14 protein-coding genes and 4 tRNA genes are annotated in these 19,588 nt (G+C 52.5%); 5 read left to right on the forward strand and 13 right to left on the reverse strand.

The genetic code is table 11. From position 1 onward, the window contains the following. Positions 1 to 33: 33 nt before the first annotated feature. The 6 genes from ACFR81_RS01945 to zapE form a co-directional block, all read right to left on the reverse strand. Entirely contained in the window at positions 34 to 915 is an 882-nt protein-coding gene (locus ACFR81_RS01945) for a cytochrome (RefSeq protein WP_068173053.1), read from the reverse strand. 121 nt (positions 916 to 1,036) lie between these two features. After that, positions 1,037 to 1,112, reverse strand: a tRNA-Gly gene (locus ACFR81_RS01950). 193 nt (positions 1,113 to 1,305) lie between these two features. Then, positions 1,306 to 1,377: transfer RNA gene (locus tag ACFR81_RS01955), tRNA-Val, on the reverse strand. A gap of 27 nt (positions 1,378 to 1,404) precedes the next feature. Beyond that, positions 1,405 to 1,475, reverse strand: a tRNA-Cys gene (locus ACFR81_RS01960). Positions 1,476 to 1,525: 50 nt separating this feature from the next. Beyond that, positions 1,526 to 1,598: transfer RNA gene (locus ACFR81_RS01965), tRNA-Gly, on the reverse strand. A 215-nt stretch (positions 1,599 to 1,813) separates the two neighbouring features. Further along, positions 1,814 to 2,869 carry a cell division protein ZapE gene (gene zapE / locus ACFR81_RS01970; RefSeq protein ID WP_318275038.1) on the reverse strand — a complete coding sequence of 352 codons (1,056 nt, stop codon included), beginning with the start codon at positions 2,867 to 2,869 and terminating at the stop codon, positions 1,814 to 1,816. Positions 2,870 to 3,062: 193 nt separating this feature from the next. Here zapE and ybaK point away from each other — a divergent pair, with 193 nt between their 5' ends. Continuing rightward, positions 3,063 to 3,557, forward strand: a complete 495-nt coding sequence (ybaK, locus tag ACFR81_RS01975) for a Cys-tRNA(Pro) deacylase (RefSeq protein ID WP_343873879.1) — start codon at positions 3,063 to 3,065, stop codon at positions 3,555 to 3,557. Here ybaK and ACFR81_RS01980 read toward each other — a convergent pair. Next, positions 3,554 to 4,840 carry an alpha/beta hydrolase family protein gene (locus ACFR81_RS01980; protein WP_343873882.1) on the reverse strand — a complete coding sequence of 429 codons (1,287 nt, stop codon included), beginning with the start codon at positions 4,838 to 4,840 and terminating at the stop codon, positions 3,554 to 3,556. The genes ybaK and ACFR81_RS01980 overlap by 4 nt on opposite strands. 144 nt (positions 4,841 to 4,984) lie before the next feature. On the opposite strand from ACFR81_RS01980, the gene msrB reads away from it, so the two are divergent. The 3 genes from msrB (at position 4,985) to ACFR81_RS01995 (ending at position 7,359) form a co-directional block, all read left to right on the forward strand. Beyond that, positions 4,985 to 5,398: a peptide-methionine (R)-S-oxide reductase MsrB gene (gene msrB, locus ACFR81_RS01985; protein WP_145174417.1), complete on the forward strand. Its 414-nt coding sequence runs from the start codon at positions 4,985 to 4,987 to the stop codon at positions 5,396 to 5,398. Positions 5,399 to 5,589: 191 nt separating this feature from the next. Further along, a complete protein-coding gene (locus ACFR81_RS01990) occupies positions 5,590 to 6,852 on the forward strand; it encodes an HRDC domain-containing protein (protein ID WP_377148608.1) in 1,263 nt (420 codons plus the stop codon). A 48-nt stretch (positions 6,853 to 6,900) separates the two neighbouring features. Continuing rightward, entirely contained in the window at positions 6,901 to 7,359 is a 459-nt protein-coding gene (locus tag ACFR81_RS01995; RefSeq protein ID WP_343873891.1) for a Rieske (2Fe-2S) protein, read from the forward strand. An 84-nt stretch (positions 7,360 to 7,443) separates the two neighbouring features. Here the strand turns inward: ACFR81_RS01995 and dxs are convergent, their stop codons facing one another. Together dxs and ACFR81_RS02005 are read right to left on the reverse strand one after the other, a co-directional pair. Then, a complete protein-coding gene (gene dxs / locus ACFR81_RS02000) occupies positions 7,444 to 9,420 on the reverse strand; it encodes a 1-deoxy-D-xylulose-5-phosphate synthase (protein ID WP_343873894.1) in 1,977 nt (658 codons plus the stop codon). 114 nt (positions 9,421 to 9,534) lie between these two features. Continuing rightward, positions 9,535 to 10,452 (reverse strand): DNA-methyltransferase, encoded by a 918-nt coding sequence (locus ACFR81_RS02005; protein ID WP_343873896.1) that lies wholly within the window; start codon positions 10,450 to 10,452, stop codon positions 9,535 to 9,537. A gap of 94 nt (positions 10,453 to 10,546) precedes the next feature. Here ACFR81_RS02005 and ACFR81_RS02010 point away from each other — a divergent pair, with 94 nt between their 5' ends. Next, entirely contained in the window at positions 10,547 to 11,164 is a 618-nt protein-coding gene (locus ACFR81_RS02010) for a mismatch-specific DNA-glycosylase (protein ID WP_068173065.1), read from the forward strand. Positions 11,165 to 11,207: 43 nt separating this feature from the next. On the opposite strand, the gene ACFR81_RS02015 is transcribed toward ACFR81_RS02010, so the two are convergent. The 4 genes from ACFR81_RS02015 to ACFR81_RS02030 all read right to left on the reverse strand — a co-directional run bounded on the left by ACFR81_RS02015 (position 11,208) and on the right by ACFR81_RS02030 (position 19,435). Further along, positions 11,208 to 12,734, reverse strand: coding sequence for an amino acid carrier protein (locus ACFR81_RS02015; protein WP_151146710.1), 1,527 nt, complete (start codon positions 12,732 to 12,734; stop codon positions 11,208 to 11,210). A 213-nt stretch (positions 12,735 to 12,947) separates the two neighbouring features. Continuing rightward, on the reverse strand, positions 12,948 to 15,758 hold the full coding sequence (locus tag ACFR81_RS02020) for an aconitate hydratase (protein WP_343873899.1): 2,811 nt from the start codon (positions 15,756 to 15,758) through the stop codon (positions 12,948 to 12,950). 206 nt (positions 15,759 to 15,964) lie between these two features. Further along, the gene (locus ACFR81_RS02025; RefSeq protein WP_343873901.1) at positions 15,965 to 17,419 is read right to left on the reverse strand and encodes a class I SAM-dependent RNA methyltransferase; all 1,455 of its coding nucleotides are present in this window, start codon (positions 17,417 to 17,419) and stop codon (positions 15,965 to 15,967) included. Between the two features lie 6 nt (positions 17,420 to 17,425). Continuing rightward, on the reverse strand, positions 17,426 to 19,435 hold the full coding sequence (locus tag ACFR81_RS02030; protein WP_190616660.1) for an APC family permease: 2,010 nt from the start codon (positions 19,433 to 19,435) through the stop codon (positions 17,426 to 17,428). Between the last annotated feature and the right edge of the window lie 153 nt (positions 19,436 to 19,588).

Here is a 19,588-nt window from a genome sequence, read left to right on the forward strand (position 1 = left end):
TTTGGAGGTTTTTCTCTTACCAGTGTAGAGAAATTAGGCTTTCTTTTCGTCTAAAGACGGCTCGGCCTCATTGAGAGGAGGAGGGATCACCGGCATCAGCACTTCACACTCTTCTTCAGCCAAAGTCTTGTTATAGTCCCACACCCGCTTGAGAGCACAGAACTTATACCAGTTATTTTCCAGAACTCTCGGGTTAGCTTGTTGCGCCACGACCTCGGTCTCGCCGAGGGCAACACCCATCAGAATAGGAGCTTGTCCGTGTTTCCAGTCTTCCCATTGCCCGGCCTCTGCATCGACCAGAGATTTCTCAGCCTTCAACCCGGCAACAAGCTGCATCACTACTTTGTGATCTAGCGACTTTACTCGCCCTTTGCGATCTGTTCCTTTAGTTTTGTAATCAATAATGCAGGTGTGTCCGGCAATTTCCGCAACCAAATCAAGCGTTCCTGCATAACCCACAGTGTCGTTCCAGATGGTCACTTCGGTGGCTAGTGGAGTGGGTCGAAACTGATCCCACCATTCGTCAAAGCGGTCTGCGTAGGCTTGTTCGCCAAGGCTCACCAGAATTTCACGCATTTCGTCAGCTTCATGGGGCTCACCCATTGCCCGCAACGCAACATTTTCTGCGTAGTTATGAACGCGGTCGCCACGCGCAGCGGCGTCGTCCCTAAATCGTTCACTGGCATTGGCTGCATCCCGGATGATCGCAAATTTTAGACCGGGAGAGGACGACGCCCGATAGGACCGGTGATCCTCTAGAGCCGCTTTAGCAGCCATGTATCCGTGCCAGCCGCCCAGATCCATAGCCTGCTGGCTGATTACCGTGGTAATAGAAGGAACTTCCAGCTCTCCCCCCACAATGCGTGCGTACATTCGACCGAAGTCGGTGTTTGAGGCTAGCCGTGGTGATGTCATATTGCACCTTCACTTCTGCTCGCACGTGCGGGCGGGGTTAGAAATCTACGTTTCTGAAGAGTTCTGCTCCAGGATTCTGGGATAAAAATAAAGGGCTTCCGATGGTTCGGAAGCCCTTCTTTGGAGCGGTTGACGAGACTCGAACTCGCGACATCCACCTTGGCAAGGTGGTGCTCTACCAACTGAGCTACAACCGCGCAACGAAGAAATACTATACACAACTTTTTAAAACCCTGCAAATTGAAAAGGATGATTCTAAGGGGATCTCGCTGCGATATGCAACACACTGATAAGTTCACCTCGCAGGGTGCGCAGGATTGGGCAGTCACTTTTAGAACTCTTAGTGTTAAACACAAAACCCAGCTGAAAAATTCAGCTGGGTTTAGTTTGTGCGCGATACTGGGATCGAACCAGTGACCTCTTCCGTGTCAGGGAAGCGCGCTACCGCTGCGCCAATCGCGCATAAACAATATGAAAATATTGTCTGCGAGGTGAGGACGGGATTTGAACCCGCGTACACGGCTTTGCAGGCCGCTGCCTAACCACTCGACCACCTCACCGTGCCTTGCATGAAGCCAGGGCCTGTGCTTCTTACTAGAAACAGCATGCGAGCGGTTGACGAGACTCGAACTCGCGACATCCACCTTGGCAAGGTGGTGCTCTACCAACTGAGCTACAACCGCATATGTCACCTTTTCAGGATGGTCACTTGGAGTTCTTCAACTCGCTGACCTGACAGATAAATACTTTACACAGTTTATCCCCCGCTGCCAAATCGACACAACACCTCTCAAAAAACCGCAGAAAATCAGGGATTTCAGCCGCACCGGAAGATCCAAACACCCCTGTGACCCCCCACCATTTTATATGGAGTATCTCACAGGGATGCTCTTTTTATTTATGCACGTTCACCCGTTGCTGCCTCGCGTGCCAGTGCGGTGAGTCGGGATACCGCACGGAAATACTTCTTTTGGTATCCCCCAGCCATCATCTCTTCGGTAAAGACCTGGTCAAACGGAACGCCTGAGGAAACAATAGGAAGATCGCGGTCATAGAGCCGGTCAGCAAGGACTACAAAACGGAGGGCAATATCCTGTCGGGTAATAGGCTCAACGTTCTTCCAGCAGATACCGTCCAAGTCCGCAACGAGCTGACGGTAGCGAGAGGGATGGACCTGCGAAAGGTGTTCCACGACGTCGGCAAAATTATCTACTGCAATGCGGGAGTTAGCGGGGAATTTTTCTTCTACAGTTGCTTCCTCGGTGCCTGGGACAACCGGGTTGGGAGCTTTTTCTAGACCGCGGTGACGGTAGTCTTCACCGTCAACGCGCAATACATCGAATTGATCCGCTAATACCTGAATTTCTCGCTTGAAATCCTGGGCGGCAAAACGTCCCTCCCCCAGTGCGCCGGGCAAGGTATTCGAGGTTGCCACCAAGCGCACTCCTGCGTCGGAAAGCTCTCGCATTAGGCGGGACATCAAAACGGTGTCGCCGGGATCGTCGAGTTCAAATTCATCAATACAGACCAGCTTGTATTTGCTCAGTGCACCAACCGTATTGCGGAATCCCATGGCACCTACCAGATTGGTGTATTCCACAAAGGTACCGAAGGCTTTGGGGCCATCCACAGCATGCCATAGGGACGCCAGAAGGTGAGTTTTACCGACGCCGAACCCGCCGTCCAAATACATACCCTGCGCAGCCGCTGGATTTTTGCTTCCGCCACCAAAAAGTTTCGAGAAGAAGCCGCCCGAACCCTGTGGGCTCTGCCCCATGCTTGCCGCAAACTTTTTCAAAGCCTCAACGGCAGCGGACTGAGAAGGTTGCTGTGGATCTGGTCGATAGGTCTCAAACGACACCTCACCAAATCGTTCAGAGGGGCGGAACCCTGCGAGCAATTCTTCAGGTGAAACCTGCGGACGTCGTTCGGTGAGATGTTCAAAAGTAACCACGAGTGTGCTTTCTAGCCGGTACAAATTTCACACGTGCTATTCATCAGCAGTGTGACTGTCTTGATATCTCAGTCTAGTGAACACCGCGAGTGTTTCCTCTATTTCGGGCTACAGGTTGCCTTAGCCTTTACATTTTTCTTGTTGCTCTCCTCTCGGTACATTAGAGGCAGAAACCTTAGATGAGGAGAACACCATGGCTAAGAAAAAGAAAAAAGGCGCCGCCGCAACTGCGGCACTGCAAGTACTGGAAGAAGCAGGCGTTACCTATGAGGTGCGCGAATATGCACATCAAGACGGCGAAAAGGCCTTTGGATTAGAAGCCGCCGCTGCGCTGGGTCGCTCGGAAGATCAAGTTTTCAAAACTCTTATGATTCACCATGAAAAAGAGTATGCGGTGTGTGTAGTCCCGGTGGCAGGCAAACTCAGCCTCAAAGCTGCTGCGGCTGCTCTGGGGTGGAAGTCAGCCACCATGGCAGAGCCTTCAGTCGCAGAGAAACGGAGCGGGTACGTAGTGGGAGGGATTTCTCCTCTAGGTCAAAAAACACCTCACGTTACTGTGCTCGATGAAACTGCCCAGCTCTTTCCCACTATTTTGGTTTCCGGGGGCAAGAGAGGACTAGACATCGAGTTAACTCCCGATGATTTGCTCGCTCTTGCCCAGGGAAAGTATGCGGATATAGCCGCTTAGCTGAGATGCGCAGGTAACCAGGAGGTAACTGCATCAAACCAGCGGCGGGGATCAACATTCCACTCGCGCGTATGGGTTGCTCCTTCGAAGGGGACAAAATCTACCAGAGGTGAACGCTCCGCCAGCTTCTGCGAGCTATAAGCGGGCACAAACGCGTCATCCATTGAATGCAGAATCAATGTGGGTACGGTGATGTCCCCCGCATGTTTGGTCCATGAGAGAGTATCCATTTCGATGGGCTCTTGCAGACCGGTAAAGATGTTGAGGGCAGGTTGCGAAATCATCGAGACTCCCAGTGCACCAAGGCGGAGCGGAATTTTATTGATTCGCGTGTGATACTGCATCAGATCAAGCCAATCCGCTGCCGGCCCATCCAGAACCATCGCTCGGATAAGACGGCGATTGCGGGCGCGCCTCATAGTCTGGAGGCAGATCGCACCGCCCATTGACCAACCAAAGAGAACTACATCCTGCGCACCGTGTTCCCGCGCGTAGTCGATGGCTATATCTACATCTGCCCATTCGGTAAAACCTAGACCGTAGCGGTTATCTACCGACGGCGGTGCCTCACGATCATTGCGATACGACATGTGCAGCGACGTCATGCCAAGCGCCTGTGTTGTTTCCAATGCCCGTAAGGTTTCTGCGCGGGTGGCACCCATCCCATGCACCATGATTGCCCAAGTTCTTGAACCTGTTTGTACTGTCGGAGATACATCTGGCGAGAATTCGGACTCTGGAAGCCGTGCATCGGGATGGACTAACCAGGCAGGGGCCGAGCCCACCGCCAGTTCCAGTGAAATATCTTCACAGCTATACCCTGCCGCCTCGGGGGTACGCGAAACAACACCGGAAAGTCGACCTCTCTGCGCCGTCGCCAGATCACCGGAAACTACATTGAGAATCTTGCGCGTGACCGTCTGTTCTTGGGGGGAATAGGCAGTAATTTCACCCACTACAGCGAATCCTTGACCACCGTTAAAAAATAGACCGTACTCGCCGGGAGCAAGAGTTGCTTCGGTTGCTGGCAAACGCACGCTTGAGGGCTGCTGGTGGCTCGTCAACTCGATGGAGTCATAACCCACCGAGATAAGGCGTAAATTTTCCACCGGCCGTTTGGGAGGAACCACCACCTTGCGAGCAAAATAGGTTGAGACAGCCGCTGCGCTCAGCAGACCGACTGTTGCAGATCCGGCTCCGACTGCGGCTCCGATAGTTGCTGGGGTCCAGGGTGAATTCAGGATGCGGTCTTTTGTCTGTGCTTTGTTCACGGCTGTTTGCAACGACTTTCTTCGTTCTCACCAGTTTCACTGTGAACTATAGCCGTTCAAACTGAAAAAAGTTTGCCCTTTTCCTGGAAGGAATACCGGTGTGTCTTGACCGGTTATAGTGAGAACATAGGTATTGCAACTGAAGGAGATACACTTATGTCTGAGTTCAAACCTGGCGTGGGTAAAGTCGTCAAAGACTGGCGAGAAGTTCTCAACCCCCAGGAATTTGCCGTACTTCGCGAAGGAGGGACCGAGCGTCCCTTTACCGGTGAGCACCTAGATAACAAAACAGAAGGTGTCTATAAGTGCCGCGCCTGTGACGCCGAGCTTTTCCGCTCTACTGAAAAATTCGACACCCACTGTGGTTGGCCCTCCTTCTTTGACCCCGCAGCCTCTGACAGCGTGCGCTACCTCGAAGACTACTCTTTGGGCATGAAACGGATTGAAGTCCGTTGCGCTGCCTGCGATTCTCACCTAGGTCATGTCTTTGAAGGCGAGGGATACGATACTCCCACCGATCAGCGGTACTGCATCAACTCCATCTGTCTCACCTTTGAGCCGCAAAAGTAAGCTCACGTGAGAAAAAATCCATCACCTCTGACGCCTCCGCCTTAACGAGGGCGCCAGAGGTGTTCAGCGTTAAAGTCATTTTCCGCCCAAAAATGCAACGGCAGTCGTAGAATAGAATTCTGTGCCAAGAATCAAAACCTCGGCAATCGGAAGAGCTATTTTTGAGGATAAAACGGATGGGTGGGTCTCGTATGAGTGGGCAGTCTGAATCTGTTGCTCCCACTTGCGAGCAACTTGGGCTAGGCGAATTCGCTATTCCTGACATCGTCCTCCTCAATCGACCAGCCGATGGCATCCCTGCGGTCATCAGTACAGAACGCGGTTTGCGCAATGCTGCGCAGGTTCTCAAAAACGCCGAAGGTTCTGTGGCAGTGGACACTGAACGTGCTTCGGGAATCCGCTACGGTCAGCGAGCCTTCCTGGTACAACTCAAACGGGGAGACTCAGGAATCATCCTGATTGACCCCGAAGCATTTGAAGACCTCTCTCTCATTAACGAGGCATTACGCGGCGTCGAGTGGGTTCTCCACGCCGCCACGCAAGATATGCCCTGCCTCGCAGATCTAGGCATGCACCCCGATTTTCTCTTCGACACAGAACTAGGTTCACGCCTTGCTGGCTTTGACCGCGTGGGGTTGGGAACTGTCGTCGAACAGCTACTGGGTTACCGCCTAAAAAAAGAACACTCGGCAGTGGACTGGTCCAAACGACCTCTGCCGGCTGAATGGCTAAACTACGCGGCGCTCGACGTCGAAATACTCGTTGATCTCAGAGACGCCATCGAAGACGTGTTGAGGGAGCAAGGAAAACTCGAAATAGCATTAGAGGAATTCGCCTACCTAGCTTCAGCCCCTCCCAAAGAAAGCACCCCCGACCCCTGGCGCAAAACCAAGGGAATTCAGGCGTTACGTAACAGACGCCAGTTGACGGCACTGAAAAATCTTTGGTTTGAACGCGACCATCTCGCTCAGAAAAAAGATATAGCACCCAAGCGTTTACTACCCGATTCTTCATTAATTCAAGCAGCTCGGTCAATGCCCCGCACTGTCCCAGCTATACTGGCGATCCCAGGCTTCCAAACGCGATCGCTGCGACGGGAAGCGCCCCGGTGGGTGCGGGCTATCCATGAAGCAAAATCCGCTGAACAACCGGTGCCCTACACCACCCCTGCCAGCGCTCCGCCGCCCATCAAGGCTTGGGAACACAAGCGTCCAGCGTCGCACGCGTTGATTCAGGCGGCAAAGGAAACGCTCAACGACTTGTCAGACGACATTAATATTCCCCACGACAACATCCTTCAGCCCGATACTTTACGCCGTCTCTGCTGGGAACCACCCCAAGAAATCAGCGAAGATTCTCTGTCATACGAGCTTCGCTCTTTGGGCGCGCGTAACTGGCAGATAAACTTAGTGGTACCAAGACTTCTGCCGCTCTTTGAAAAATATCTGGAATAACCAGGTTTTCAGCCCAAATGAGGCGGCACCCCTATGGGAGGAACAAACATGGAGAATGAAAAGACAACCGAGACCGGCGCAGTCAGCCGCCGTCTAGCCCTTGGCGGAGCGGGCGTAGGCGTTGCGGGCGTGACCCTCACCGCTTGCGGATCGAATGATTCAGATGCGGGTAAGTCCGCTGAAGGCGGTCTGACCGAGGCGAAAAAGCCTTCGGCTCCCACCGATATTGCCGCTGCCGCAGATGTTCCCGTCGGCAGTGCGCTCAAAGCTACTTCGGGTGATCTCTCGGTCATGGTAACTCAGCCCAGCGAAGGCAAGTTCAAAGCATTTAGCTCCGTGTGCACTCACCAGGGTTGCCAGCTCAACGTGCAAAATAAGAATCTCGCATGCCCCTGCCATGCGTCGCAGTTCAGCATTGAAGATGGCTCAGTCAAGGGCGGCCCCGCCCCCGAGCCTCTGCCCGAGTATGCCGTAGAGGTAAAAAACGGACGAATCATCGTCTCCTAGCCTTCACACCAGAAAAAACCGCTTGAACCTATTCATATTCAAGCGGTTTTATTTATAACTCAATATTCAATGCAGAGGTAGCTATCAACGAGCGTGCTTGGGCTTAATTCCCTTACCACGAGCGTAAGGAACCATTTCCCCCGAAAGCTGAGCCATAATATCTCCGGTAATTTTCTCGGTTGTGAGCCCAACTTCATCAAAAATTTCACTGCGTGAAGCATGGGGAATAAATTCAGAGGGCAATCCCACTTCGTTTAAAGCGGTATCAACACCGTGCGAACGCATCTCCTGACGGATTCGGGAGCCAACTCCCCCCGCCTTGACGCCGTCTTCTAGTACCACAACGATTCGGTGGTCGCGTGCTGCGCTGACAACCGACCCCGGCACGGGCATGACCCAGCGAGGATCAATCACCGTGCTCGATACCCCCTGCTGTTCCAGGGATTCGGAAACACTCAACGCCAGGGGCACCATCGCGCCCACAGCAACCAGCAGTACGTCCAGCTGCCCGCTGGAGCTATCTGAATCGCCGGATTGCCTCAGGACGTCCACGCCGTCGTCCATGCGGTGGATAGCAGAGATGTCGTCGCCGACGTCGCCCTTAGGGTAGCGGATAACGGTGGGAGCATCGTTAATAGCTACTGCCTCCCGCAGCTCTTCCCGCAAAGTCGCAGCATCACGCGGAGCTGCCAGATGCAAACCGGGGATGAACTGCAAAAGAGCAAGATCCCACATACCATGATGAGAAGGACCATCAGGACCTGTGACACCCGAGCGGTCGAGAACGATGGTCACTCCAGCACCGTGTAGCGCAACGTCCATTAATAGCTGGTCAAATCCGCGATTCAAGAAGGTAGCGTAAAGGGCAATCACCGGATGCAGTCCGCCAAAAGCAAGACCTGCGCTCATGGCGATGGCATGTTGCTCGGCGATTCCCACGTCGATTACACGGTTGGGGTAAGCCTGTTGCATGGGTTTGAGCCCCACAGGAATCAACATAGCGCCGGTAATGCCCACGATATCTTCACGCTCGTCGGCAATATTCTTAATCTCTGACGAGAAAACGCCAGTCCAAGACTGCCCACCCTTTGAAGCAAGAGGTTGACCGGTTTCGGGGTCGATAATACCCACCGCGTGGAACTGGTCGTCCTCATGCGCTCGGGCAGGAGCATAACCCCGGCCCTTTTCGGTAATCGCATGCACAATAACGGGGCCACCAAAGTTCTTTGCAGCTGTCAGCGCGGTTTCCACGGCATCTTGGTCATGGCCATCAATCGGTCCTACATATTTCATGCCCAAATCTTCGAAGAGACCGTTGGGCACCACGATATCTTTGAGTCCCGCTTTCATACCGTGCAGACCGCGGTAAACCATCTCGCCCACAGGACCAGACTTCTGTAGCTTCTGGCGCATCACATCGAGAGTCTTATCGTAGCGGCGATCCAGGCGAACCTGATCCAGACGATTCTGTAGTTCTTGCTGAAGCTCAGCCATATGGTTGGCAAAACCACCCACCGTAGGAGCATAGGAACGGCCATTATCGTTCACCACAATCACTACTTTGCGCTGGCGGTCAGCAGCAATATTATTCACTGCCTCCCAGGCCATACCGCCGGTTAGTGCGCCATCGCCAATCACCGCGACAGTATAGCGGTCGTCCTCCCCGTTATACTGGTGGGCACGAGAAATACCATCAGCCCAGCTCAGCGACGACGACGCATGAGAAGACTCCACGATGTCATGCTCTGATTCTGCACGGTCGGGGTAACCTGCCAGTCCGCCTTTTTGACGTAGAGTCTCAAAATTGTGGCGACCGGTCAAAATTTTATGTACGTAGGACTGATGTCCCGTATCAAAAATGATGGAGTCGTGTGGCGAATCGAATACGCGGTGAATACCGAGGGTCAGTTCAACCACGCCCAAGTTTGGTCCCAAGTGACCACCGGTCTGCGCCACATGCTGCACGAGAAAACTACGAATTTCTTGCGCCAGCTGATGCATCTCGCTCTCCGAAAGACGATCTAGATCTTTAGGCGTCGAGATGTTCTCAAGCAATCCCACGGTGATCTCCTTTAGTATGCACAATTCTCAGCGGTGACCAGGGTATCTCATCTCAGTACCCTGATGGTTCCGCTGTCTCAACTTTACCCGTCCCAGGGAATAACTTTCGAATTATCAGCCTTCAATCAGGTGAACAGGGCTCTTTCTAAACTTGGCGAACTGAATCTGTTGAGATTCTTCTTCGGCGTCGATGACGCGCGCAAAGCGGGTTTTCATCGTGTCAAATGCCTGCTTGTTCTTATCAATGAGTAAGAATTTTCTGCCCAGCTGGCGGGCGGCATCACCGGTAGTGCCGCTGCCGCCAAAGAAATCCAACACCCAGTCGCCTTCGGTAGAACTCGCCTGGATGATGCGCCGCAATACGCCCAGGGGTTTTTGAGTAGGATATCCCGTTTTTTCTCGTCCGCTCGGAGAAACTATCGTGTGCCACCAGACGTCGGTGGGTAGCTTTCCTAAGGCTACTTTTTCTGGAGTAACCAGGCCCGGCGCCATATAAGGCTCACGGTCAACCTCAGTATTGTTGAAATAGTAGCCTTTGGGGTCTTTCACATAGACCAAAATATTGTCATGTTTAGTAGGCCAACGCTTCTTCGAACGAGCCCCGTAATCGTAAGCCCAAATAATCTCGTTGAGAAAGCACTCTCTGCCAAAGAGGGCATCGAGAAGAACCTTGGCATAGTGAACTTCGCGGTAATCCAAATGCAGGTAGAGGGTTCCCGAAGACTTCAGCAACCGCCACGCTTCTTCTAACCTGGGCTCTAAAAATTCCCAAAAATCTTCAAACGAATCGTCGTAGCTAGTAATTTTTCCACGGATCGTCTCGTAAGTTTGCCCTTTGTACCCCACGCGAGTGCCCTCCTGCGAGCGCACCGTCTTCAGAGACTGGCGTTTTTGCACCTTCCCCGTGTTGAAAGGCGGGTCAATATAAATTAGCTGAAAAGACTCATCCGGAAGTTCACGCAGCACATTGAGGTTATCTCCTTGAATCACCGTGTTGGGTGAAGTCGGGGTCCAGATGGGTTCGTGGGGCATGAAGTCATTTTAACAGTATTACTTTGCTTGACAAGAATTTAGCTCTGAGTCCCAATGGAAGAATCATCGAAAGACCAGCGGTCACAATAGGAGTATGAGTAAACTACATCCTTCCCCTTTGCAGGGGCGTCGCCCGCATAAAGAGGAACTGCATCACTTCGAAAACGATGAAATCACCGACCGTTTGCCTACCGGGGAAAATCCCTATCCGGTGAAGTTGTTGATGGTTGGCATAAACCCTGGTCTATGGACCGCGGCAGTCAACGCACCCTTTGCCCACCCGGGTAATAGGTTTTGGCCCTCGCTCGACGTCGCCGGTATTTTGAGTCCTAAAGTAGATGCTTCGACCGGTCTCAGCGATGAAGATGAACAACGCCTGATCGATGCGGGAATCGCCATCACTAATCTGGTACCGAGGGCAACTGCTCGTGCCGACCAGTTGACGGCAGAAGAGCTCAAGGAATCGCGCCAGCGCATTATCCGTCTTGCTGAAGAGCTAAAGCCTCGCGCCGTTGCCATCATTGGTATTACCGCCTACCGCACGGCGTTTTCAAATAATAAAGCTAAGCTGGGTCACCAGGATACATCGGAGATGGATGATTGGCCTCAGGATATCGAATTATGGGTGACTCCCCAGCCCTCAGGTCTCAACGCGCACGAGACCATTCAGACTTTAGGTGACAAGTGGAAGACAATCTGGGACTCAATATAGAATCGGACCCCTTTCGTTGAAGGGGTCCGATTAGATCAGGATTTTAGTTCTTTCTTACCTGTTGCATCATTCCAGTATCGTGACGAATCTGCCAAAAATCAGCATTGTATATTTCCAAAGCCTCTGGATTGAAGGTAGGCTCCAAACCTTGCTTTTGCTGTTCTTCATAATCACGCAATACCGCTAAAGCAGGTCTCCTCAAAAAGAGGATGCCTATAATATTCAGCCATGCCATGAGCCCTACACCAATATCGCCCAAAGCCCATGCTGAACCTGCACTGTTAACACAACCCATTACAGTTGCAATCAGAATCACAAATTGAAGGCCACGAATAGCTGCTCGCTGAATTTCGAGGTTTCTAAAATTGCGGGTGAGGTAGCGAAGGTTGGTTTCAGCCATGTAGTAGTAAGCGATGATGGTGGTGAATGCGAAGAAGACCAAAGAAATTGCAATAAACATGGGGCCGAAACCACTAAACACTGTATCAAATGCATTTTGGGCAAAAGCTGGACCAACCACTGCATTGTCTGGCAGATTTCCACTACCTTCAGCTAGAACCGGGCTGTCTTCGCTCCCTCCTGAGTAGACACGGTACATCCCCGTGGAGATGATGAGGAAAGCAGTAGCGGTACACACGAAGAGGGTATCAATGTATACAGCCATCGCTTGAACAAAACCTTGTGAGGCAGGATGTTTCACTTCAGCTGCTGCCGCGGCGTGAGGACCTGTGCCCTGACCAGCTTCATTCGAATAGATTCCGCGCTTGACTCCCCATTCAATAGCAGTACCAAGAATTGCGCCAAAAGCCGCGTGAGTACCAAATGCTGAGGAGAAAATGAGGCTAAATACAGGAACAACTTGATCGATGTTGACGAATGCAACAATGATGGCGCCGATAATGTATAGCACGGCCATGACGGGAACAACGACAGATGCAAAGTTTGCGATTCTCTTCACACCACCGACAACGATGAATGCCAAACAAATAGTAACGGCAACAGCAGCCATCCAGGGGTGAATGGAAGGCCATGCTCCTTGCAGTCCGGTCGCAATACCGTTTGCCTGTACACCTGGCAGGAAAATACCGCAAGCAAGAACAGTCGCAAACGCAAAGATGGATGCATAGACCTTGAAGAGTCCAGAATATTTGGTGTGCTTGTAAGCTTTTTCAAAGTAATAAGCTGGACCGCCGCGGAACTCACCGGTGAGCTTATCTTTTTCTTTATAAATTTGACCCAAGGTAGATTCTACGAATGATGTAGAGGAACCGAGGAAAGCAACCATCCACATCCAGAAAACCGCGCCTGGTCCGCCAAAAGCAATTGCTGTGGCAACACCAGCAATGTTGCCTGTACCGACTCGACCCGCAAGCGACATTGCCAAAGCTTGGAAAGATGAAACACCTTCAGCAGTGGAGTCACCTTTGAAGGTGCTTCGAATCATTGTAGGAATTTTTCGAATTTGCAATAGTCTCGTTCGGATGGTGAAAAAAACACCAACGATGAGACATAGATATACGAGAACAGGCGACCAAATAATGCCGTTGACCCAATCAATCGCAGAAGCCATGTGCTACCTCATTAAGAGAAATATCGTGCGCTTAGGCGCTGACGTCATTGTTGAACAAATTACTTTTTGTGAACTGTAGCACATATACTTTAGTAATGTGAACTGACTTACCCATGAGGAACTGTAGTCTTCATTCAAAAAAATGAGGTCCCCCGTATAGGGAGACCTCATTTTTTGCTGAATTATCAGACATTCAGGCGGGAGTTTATAGAATTACTTGGAATCACGAACCAGGTTACGCAAAACGTACTGGAGAATACCGCCGTTGCGGTAGTAGTCAGCTTCACCTGGGGTATCGATGCGTACTACAGCATCGAATTCGGTGGTGGAGCCATCTTCAGCGGTTGCAGTAACCTTTACGGTCTTAGGAGTCTTGCCCTCATTCAGCTCGGTCAGGCCGGTGATGGAGTAAGTCTCGGTACCGGTCAGACCCAATGACTCGTGAGACTCGCCCTCGGGGAACTGCAGAGGCACAACGCCCATGCCAATCAGGTTTGAACGGTGGATGCGCTCGAAGGACTCAGCAATAACTGCCTTGACGCCCAGCAAGGTGGTGCCCTTAGCAGCCCAGTCACGAGATGATCCGGTGCCGTATTCCTTACCGCCCAATACAACCAGAGGAATACCAGCAGCCTGGTAGTTCTGAGAAGCATCGTAGACAGTGGACTGTTCACCATCGCGGGTGAAGTCGCGGGTGAAACCACCCTCGACGCCGTCCAGCAACTGGTTCTTAATGCGGATGTTCGCGAAGGTACCACGAATCATGACCTCGTGGTTACCACGGCGTGAACCGTAGGAGTTGAAGTCCTTACGTTCTACGCCATGTTCAATCAGGTACTGACCCGCAGGGGTTTCAGATTTGAATGAACCAGCCGGTGAAATGTGGTCGGTGGTGACCGAATCGCCCAGCTTGAGCAGAACGCGAGCGCCTTCGATATCTTCCACAGGGGTGATATCCATGGTCATGCCCTCAAAGTATGGGGGCTTGCGCACGTAGGTGGAATCGGCATCCCAGGCGAAGGTATTGCCGGTGGGAGTATCGAGGGACTTCCAGCGATCGTCGCCATCGAAGATGGTTCCGTATTCGTTGTTGTACATCTCGGTATCCACTGCCGAAGCAATGATTTTCTCCACCTCGGCGGGGTCGGGCCAGATGTCCTTGAGGTAGACATCGTTGCCGTCCTGATCCTTGCCCAGTGCGTCCTTCTCAAAATCGAAGTCCATGGTGCCAGCCAGCGCATAAGCGATAACCAGAGGAGGTGAAGCCAAGTAGTTCATCTTAACGTCAGGTGAAATTCGACCCTCAAAGTTACGGTTACCTGAGAGAACTGCAGTTACTGACAGGTCATTTTCGTTGATAGCCTCAGAAATCTCAGGCTCCAGCGGGCCGGAGTTACCGATGCAGGTTGCACAACCATAGCCCACTACATAGAAACCAAGCTTTTCGAGTTCAGGGAGCAAGCCAGCCTTCTCGTAGTAGTCAGTAACTACCTTAGAACCGGGAGCAATGGAGGTCTTGACCCAAGGCTGCGCGGTGAGTCCCTTAGCCGCTGCGTTGCGCGCAAGGATACCTGCGGCAAGCATGACTGAGGGGTTCGAGGTGTTGGTGCAGGAAGTAATCGATGCGATGGATACAGCGCCGTGATCGAGCTGGAACTCGCGGCCGTCTTCCATCTTGACGTCGACCTTCTTGGACGCGCGGCCGAGGAGCTTCTTGGGGGCGTTGTTGTCGAACTCCCCTACCTTCTCTTCATTGCTTTCAGCACCGGGACCACCCACAGCGTCAGATGCAGGGAAGGACTCTTCGATGTCAGAATCTAAATCGGTTTGCTCGACGTAATTGGGAAGATCCTTGCGGAACTGCTTCTTCGCTGAATCCAACTCAATGCGATCCTGAGGACGCTTGGGACCAGCGATAGAAGGCACCACGGTGGAAAGATCAAGTTCGAGGTACTCAGAGTATTCAACCTCAACTGAAGGATCATGCCACAGGCCCTGTTCCTTGGTGTACTGCTCAACCAGAGCAATCTGTTCTTCTGAGCGACCGGTGAGGCGCAGGTAGTCCAGTGTGACGTCGTCAATCGGGAAGATTGCAGCAGTCGAACCAAATTCGGGGCTCATGTTACCGATGGTCGCACGGTTTGCCAGAGGAACCTGGGTGACGCCCTCGCCGTAGAATTCAACGAACTTGCCGACTACGCCCTGCTTACGGAGCATTTCGGTGATGGTGAGAACGACGTCGGTTGCCGTAGCGCCCGAAGGAATGGAGCCGGTGAGCTTAAAACCAACAACGCGAGGAATCAGCATGGACACGGGCTGGCCGAGCATAGCTGCTTCTGCTTCAATACCGCCAACGCCCCAGCCGAGAACGCCGAGACCGTTCACCATGGTGGTGTGGGAGTCGGTGCCCACGAGGGTATCGGGGTATGCGCGCATGACTCCGTCAACTTCACGGGACATGACGGTGCGAGCCAGGTATTCGATATTGACCTGGTGAACGATACCCATTCCCGGGGGCACTACCTTGAAGTCATCAAAGGCGCCCTGACCCCAGCGAAGGAACTTGTAACGCTCGCCGTTGCGCTCGTATTCGATGTCCATATTGCGGGTAATTGCATCTGCAGTGCCGAACTTATCAATCTGAACCGAGTGGTCGATGACGAGTTCAGCAGGTGCCAAAGGATTAATCTTGGAGGGATCGCCACCCAAGTCCTTCACAGCTTCACGCATGGTAGCAAGGTCCACGATGCAGGGAACACCGGTGAAGTCCTGCATAATCACGCGTGCGGGGGTGAACTGAATTTCGGTGTTGGGTTCAGCGTGAGGATCCCAGTTAGCCAAAGCTTCAATGTGATCTTTGGTGATGTTCGCGCCATCTTCGGTGCGCAACAGGTTTTCTAGAAGAACCTTTAGGGAGTAAGGGAGCTTCTCAGATCCCTTGACCGCATTCAGGCGGAAAATTTCATACTCGGTGCCTTTGACGTTCAAAACGTCCTTGGAACCGAAGCTGTTCACAGTAGTCATGTGAACTCCTCTCGACACTGGTCTTTGGGGTAAAGCTCTTTCAAACCGCTCACTTTGCGCCGTTTGCGCCAGCCAATGACGCAAACGGCGAAGTTAGAGACAGTTTGACACTAAGCTCTATTAGACACCAGTGTACCTGCTTATACCTCATTCCTATTTTCGCAACAAAACACTGACTAAATACAACGTCTTTTTTCAGAAGTGGCTTAGCGGCGTTCAAAGCGGGCAATAGTTTCAACGTGGTGAGTACAGGGATACATGTCCAACCCCTGAACCTTAGCCAAAGACCAGCCCAGCTCTCGCAAGTAACCGGTATCGCGCCCCAGTGCCGCTGGATCACAGGCAACGTAGACGATAGCACGAGGGTCTAGCTGGTCAATCTGTTCCATAACTTGACGCCCGGCACCTTCACGAGAAGGATCAAGCACGACGACGTCGGGACGAGCGAATGCACGGTATTCAGGTTTAGTGGAAACGTTGCGCAGAACTTTAGCTACATCGCCACGCACCACTTTGATTACGGTTTTGGAAGAGCGCTCGGTGCGGGAGATTCCCTGGCGGGCAAAGTTCTTTTCAGCGTTTGAGCTGGTCACCGGTGAACCTTCAACAGAGAGAACGTGCCCCTTCTCCCCCACTGCATCCGCGAGAACGCCAGTGAGAAGACCTGCGCCAGCGTAGAGATCGAATGCGGTTTCTCCGCTCTTCAAATCAGCAAATTCACGCACTAATGCACTGAGGGTTGCAGGCGCTACCGCATGATTTTGCCAGAACCCCGCACCGTCCACCTCAAAGTTCAATTTCGCGCCTTCGAACGAAACGTTCTCTTGTAAGACGGGGTCACCCCAGAGAACATCCGCTGCTCTGACGCCGCGACCGCGACCGGAAATACGTTCCGCCGTGAAGCGAACCGCAATACGCCGTTCTTGGAAATCTCCCCAGAGTTGTTCAAGCTGAGGTTTGAGGTTCTCGGCAACCACTGCGGGTTTATTTTCCGCGCCTACAGTAAATTGCACAAAACGCTGCCCGGTAGAAGACACGGCGGCATTCACTCGGGAAATACCAGAAAGTTCCAATTGTTCCAGGTGCAGGTTCTCTAGCGCTGCTGCTGCCAGGGGGAAGCCATCCACAGTCTGAGGCTCATTCGACTGGTGCGGATACATAGCAATATGTCTCTGAGCGTCTACACCAAAATGAACACGTGTGCGCTGACCTAGCTCTTTTTCACTCACGGGTTTCACGGTCAACTGCTCCAGAAGCGGGTGGTCAGCAGCAATACCGCCCAAACGTTGGAGTTGCTCTGCTATCACGACGGCTTTCAGCTCCTGCTGAACCGACGGGGTAATATGCCCAAATTCCATGCCACCGACTGGCAACCGGTTCTCTTGAGCTGCCAGGAGAGCATCGGCAGGTGCCCAAGGGTGCTGCCGTCGGTTTGCAGAAGCAGAGAGAACCTCTACTGTATCTGCAAAAAAGAATCGGTTTTTCGGTCCGCTGCCCGTAATCACAGCTCGGACTGTTTCGCCGGGCAAGCTGTGACGCACGAAGAAAACTCTGCCGTTGGCTCGTGCCACGAAAGACCCACCGTGGGCAACTTTTTCGGGGTTAAGCTCCACAATATCGCCGATGGAAAAGTTAATTTGATCTTCGGACTGATGATTCATTAAAAACTACTTTCTACGCTCATCTGGCTGTTGAGACAGTTCCTGAGCTAGGGATGAAGGTGATGCCTGAGGCTTTTCCACCGGATGACTACGCCCAATATTCCAGGGAACCGAAGCAATAACTACTCCGTTTTCTCGACGTAGCTGATGGGCAATCCGATGAACGGTGCGGCGGTGAATCAGCGATTCCCACCAGTGGCTCACCACGTACTCGGGCAGATAAACCACCGTAACATCTCCAGGTGAAGTTTCGGCGCGGCGGCGCACATACTCCCGCACAGGCTTGACCTGGTCTCGATAGGGAGAATCAAGAATTGTTAGGGGTACGGGAACAGCCAACTGCTCCCATTTCGTGGTCATGGCTTTTGTCCGCTCTTCCACCACGTTGACTGCAATCGCTTCAATGCTCGACGGGCGGGACGCGCGGGCGTAGGCAACTGCTAACGCAACGGGCTTACGCACCCGCGGTACATAAATAAGAGCGTGGACTCGAGCGGGAAGAACTCTTGCTCGGGCAAGGGAATCATCGTCTGAGCCCAGTTTGAGGTCTTCATCAACCGTTTCATAGTGTTTGCGGGTCATCAGCATCAGTCCTACGGTGGCAGCAATAAGTATGAGAGTAATCCAGGCTCCCTGGGTGAGCTTGGTGAACAAAACGACGATCAGCGCAGCCACGGTGACCATCAGCCCAAGAACCGTTACAGCTAGGTCACGAAACAGCTTGCGCCGCTCCATCTGATCGAGGGTAATGCGTAGCGTGCGGAAACGGTGCCAGGCAACAGCGCACTGAGTCAATGACATCGAGGTAAAAGCACCGACAATATACAGCTGGATGAGTGCGTTCACGTCGGTTCCAAAAATCAGTAGCAGCACGGCAGCACTGACCGACAGCATGATGACGGCGTTGGAGAAGAGACGGCGCGAGTACCGGGCGCTGAGTTGAACGGGGAGGTACTGGTGCTCAGCAATAGTTGAGGTGAGGAGAGGAAATCCAATGAACGCAGTGACCGCAGCTATCATCAGGATCCCCACGGTTGCCAGAGAAACCAGCTCTGTCATCCACCCACCGCGGAACACGGCGTCGGTAATTTGAAAGAGCAACGGTATTTGGTGGAAATCTGCACCCACCTTTTGCCCGTCGACCAGGAGGAATCGCTGGGGGTCTTGCACCACCACAGCACCGGTCTTCTTCACCAGATAGGTAATTCCTACCATCAATACAGCTGAAATCAGACCCAAATACATGAGAGTACGGGCGGCGTTGTGCTTCTTGGGAGAGGCAAAGAACCGCATTGAGTTATTGACCGTTGAGATACCGGTAATTGCGACTGCACCCGAGGAGAACGCTCGGGAAAGCAGCATGGCCAGACCCACGCCAGTCACCAAATTCTGCACATGGCCTTGAGGAATCACCTGATAGTGGCTACTGGTAGCACTGTGCAGAGTACCCAAAGCATGCTGGATAATTCCCGCGGTAATCGTCAGTCCAAGGAGGACGAGGAAGGAATAGGTTGGAATAGGGGCGATTCTTCCCATTGACCGCAACCCGCGCAGACAAAATATGGTGATGAGCAGGAGCAATCCCAGGGCTATCCCCCGGTTATAGGGCTGAAGCTGGGGAAAAACAGAAATGATGTAGGTGGTGCCCGATGCGATAGAAACAGCCACCGTCAGCAGATAATCCACCATTGAAGATGCCCCCTGGATCATCGCAGGTACAGGCCCTAAACGGTTGTGTACCAGCATATAATCACCACGCTCAGAAATCTGCGAGATGTTATAGCGGTAAGTTCCCACCACAATCAGAAGCGTGAGTGAAATGCCAAAAGCAACCCAGGGGGAAAACACCAAGCCGGCAGTGCCAGCAAAAGAAAGCATGAGCACAATTTCATCGGGAGCATAGGCAACAGAGGAAATACCGTCTGCGCCCAAAAGTGGCAGGGCACGCCTTTTTGAGAGCCCCAGGCTCTCAATATTTGCACGGTGTGCAGGGGTTCCCCACACCGAGTTTGCCACACTGCTCCAAAATTTACTCACAGCCACTAAGAGTAGTCATTTGTGAAGATAAACAACAGCGCGCAACTAGCAAACACTGCAATAATCACAGAGAACACACCATTCCCGCCGTCTGCAGACGCGTAGTCTAGAATCGACATTGTTGTTGACGCT

Source organism: Rothia amarae, from assembly GCF_042677725.1.
Lineage (GTDB): Bacteria > Actinomycetota > Actinomycetes > Actinomycetales > Micrococcaceae > Rothia > Rothia amarae.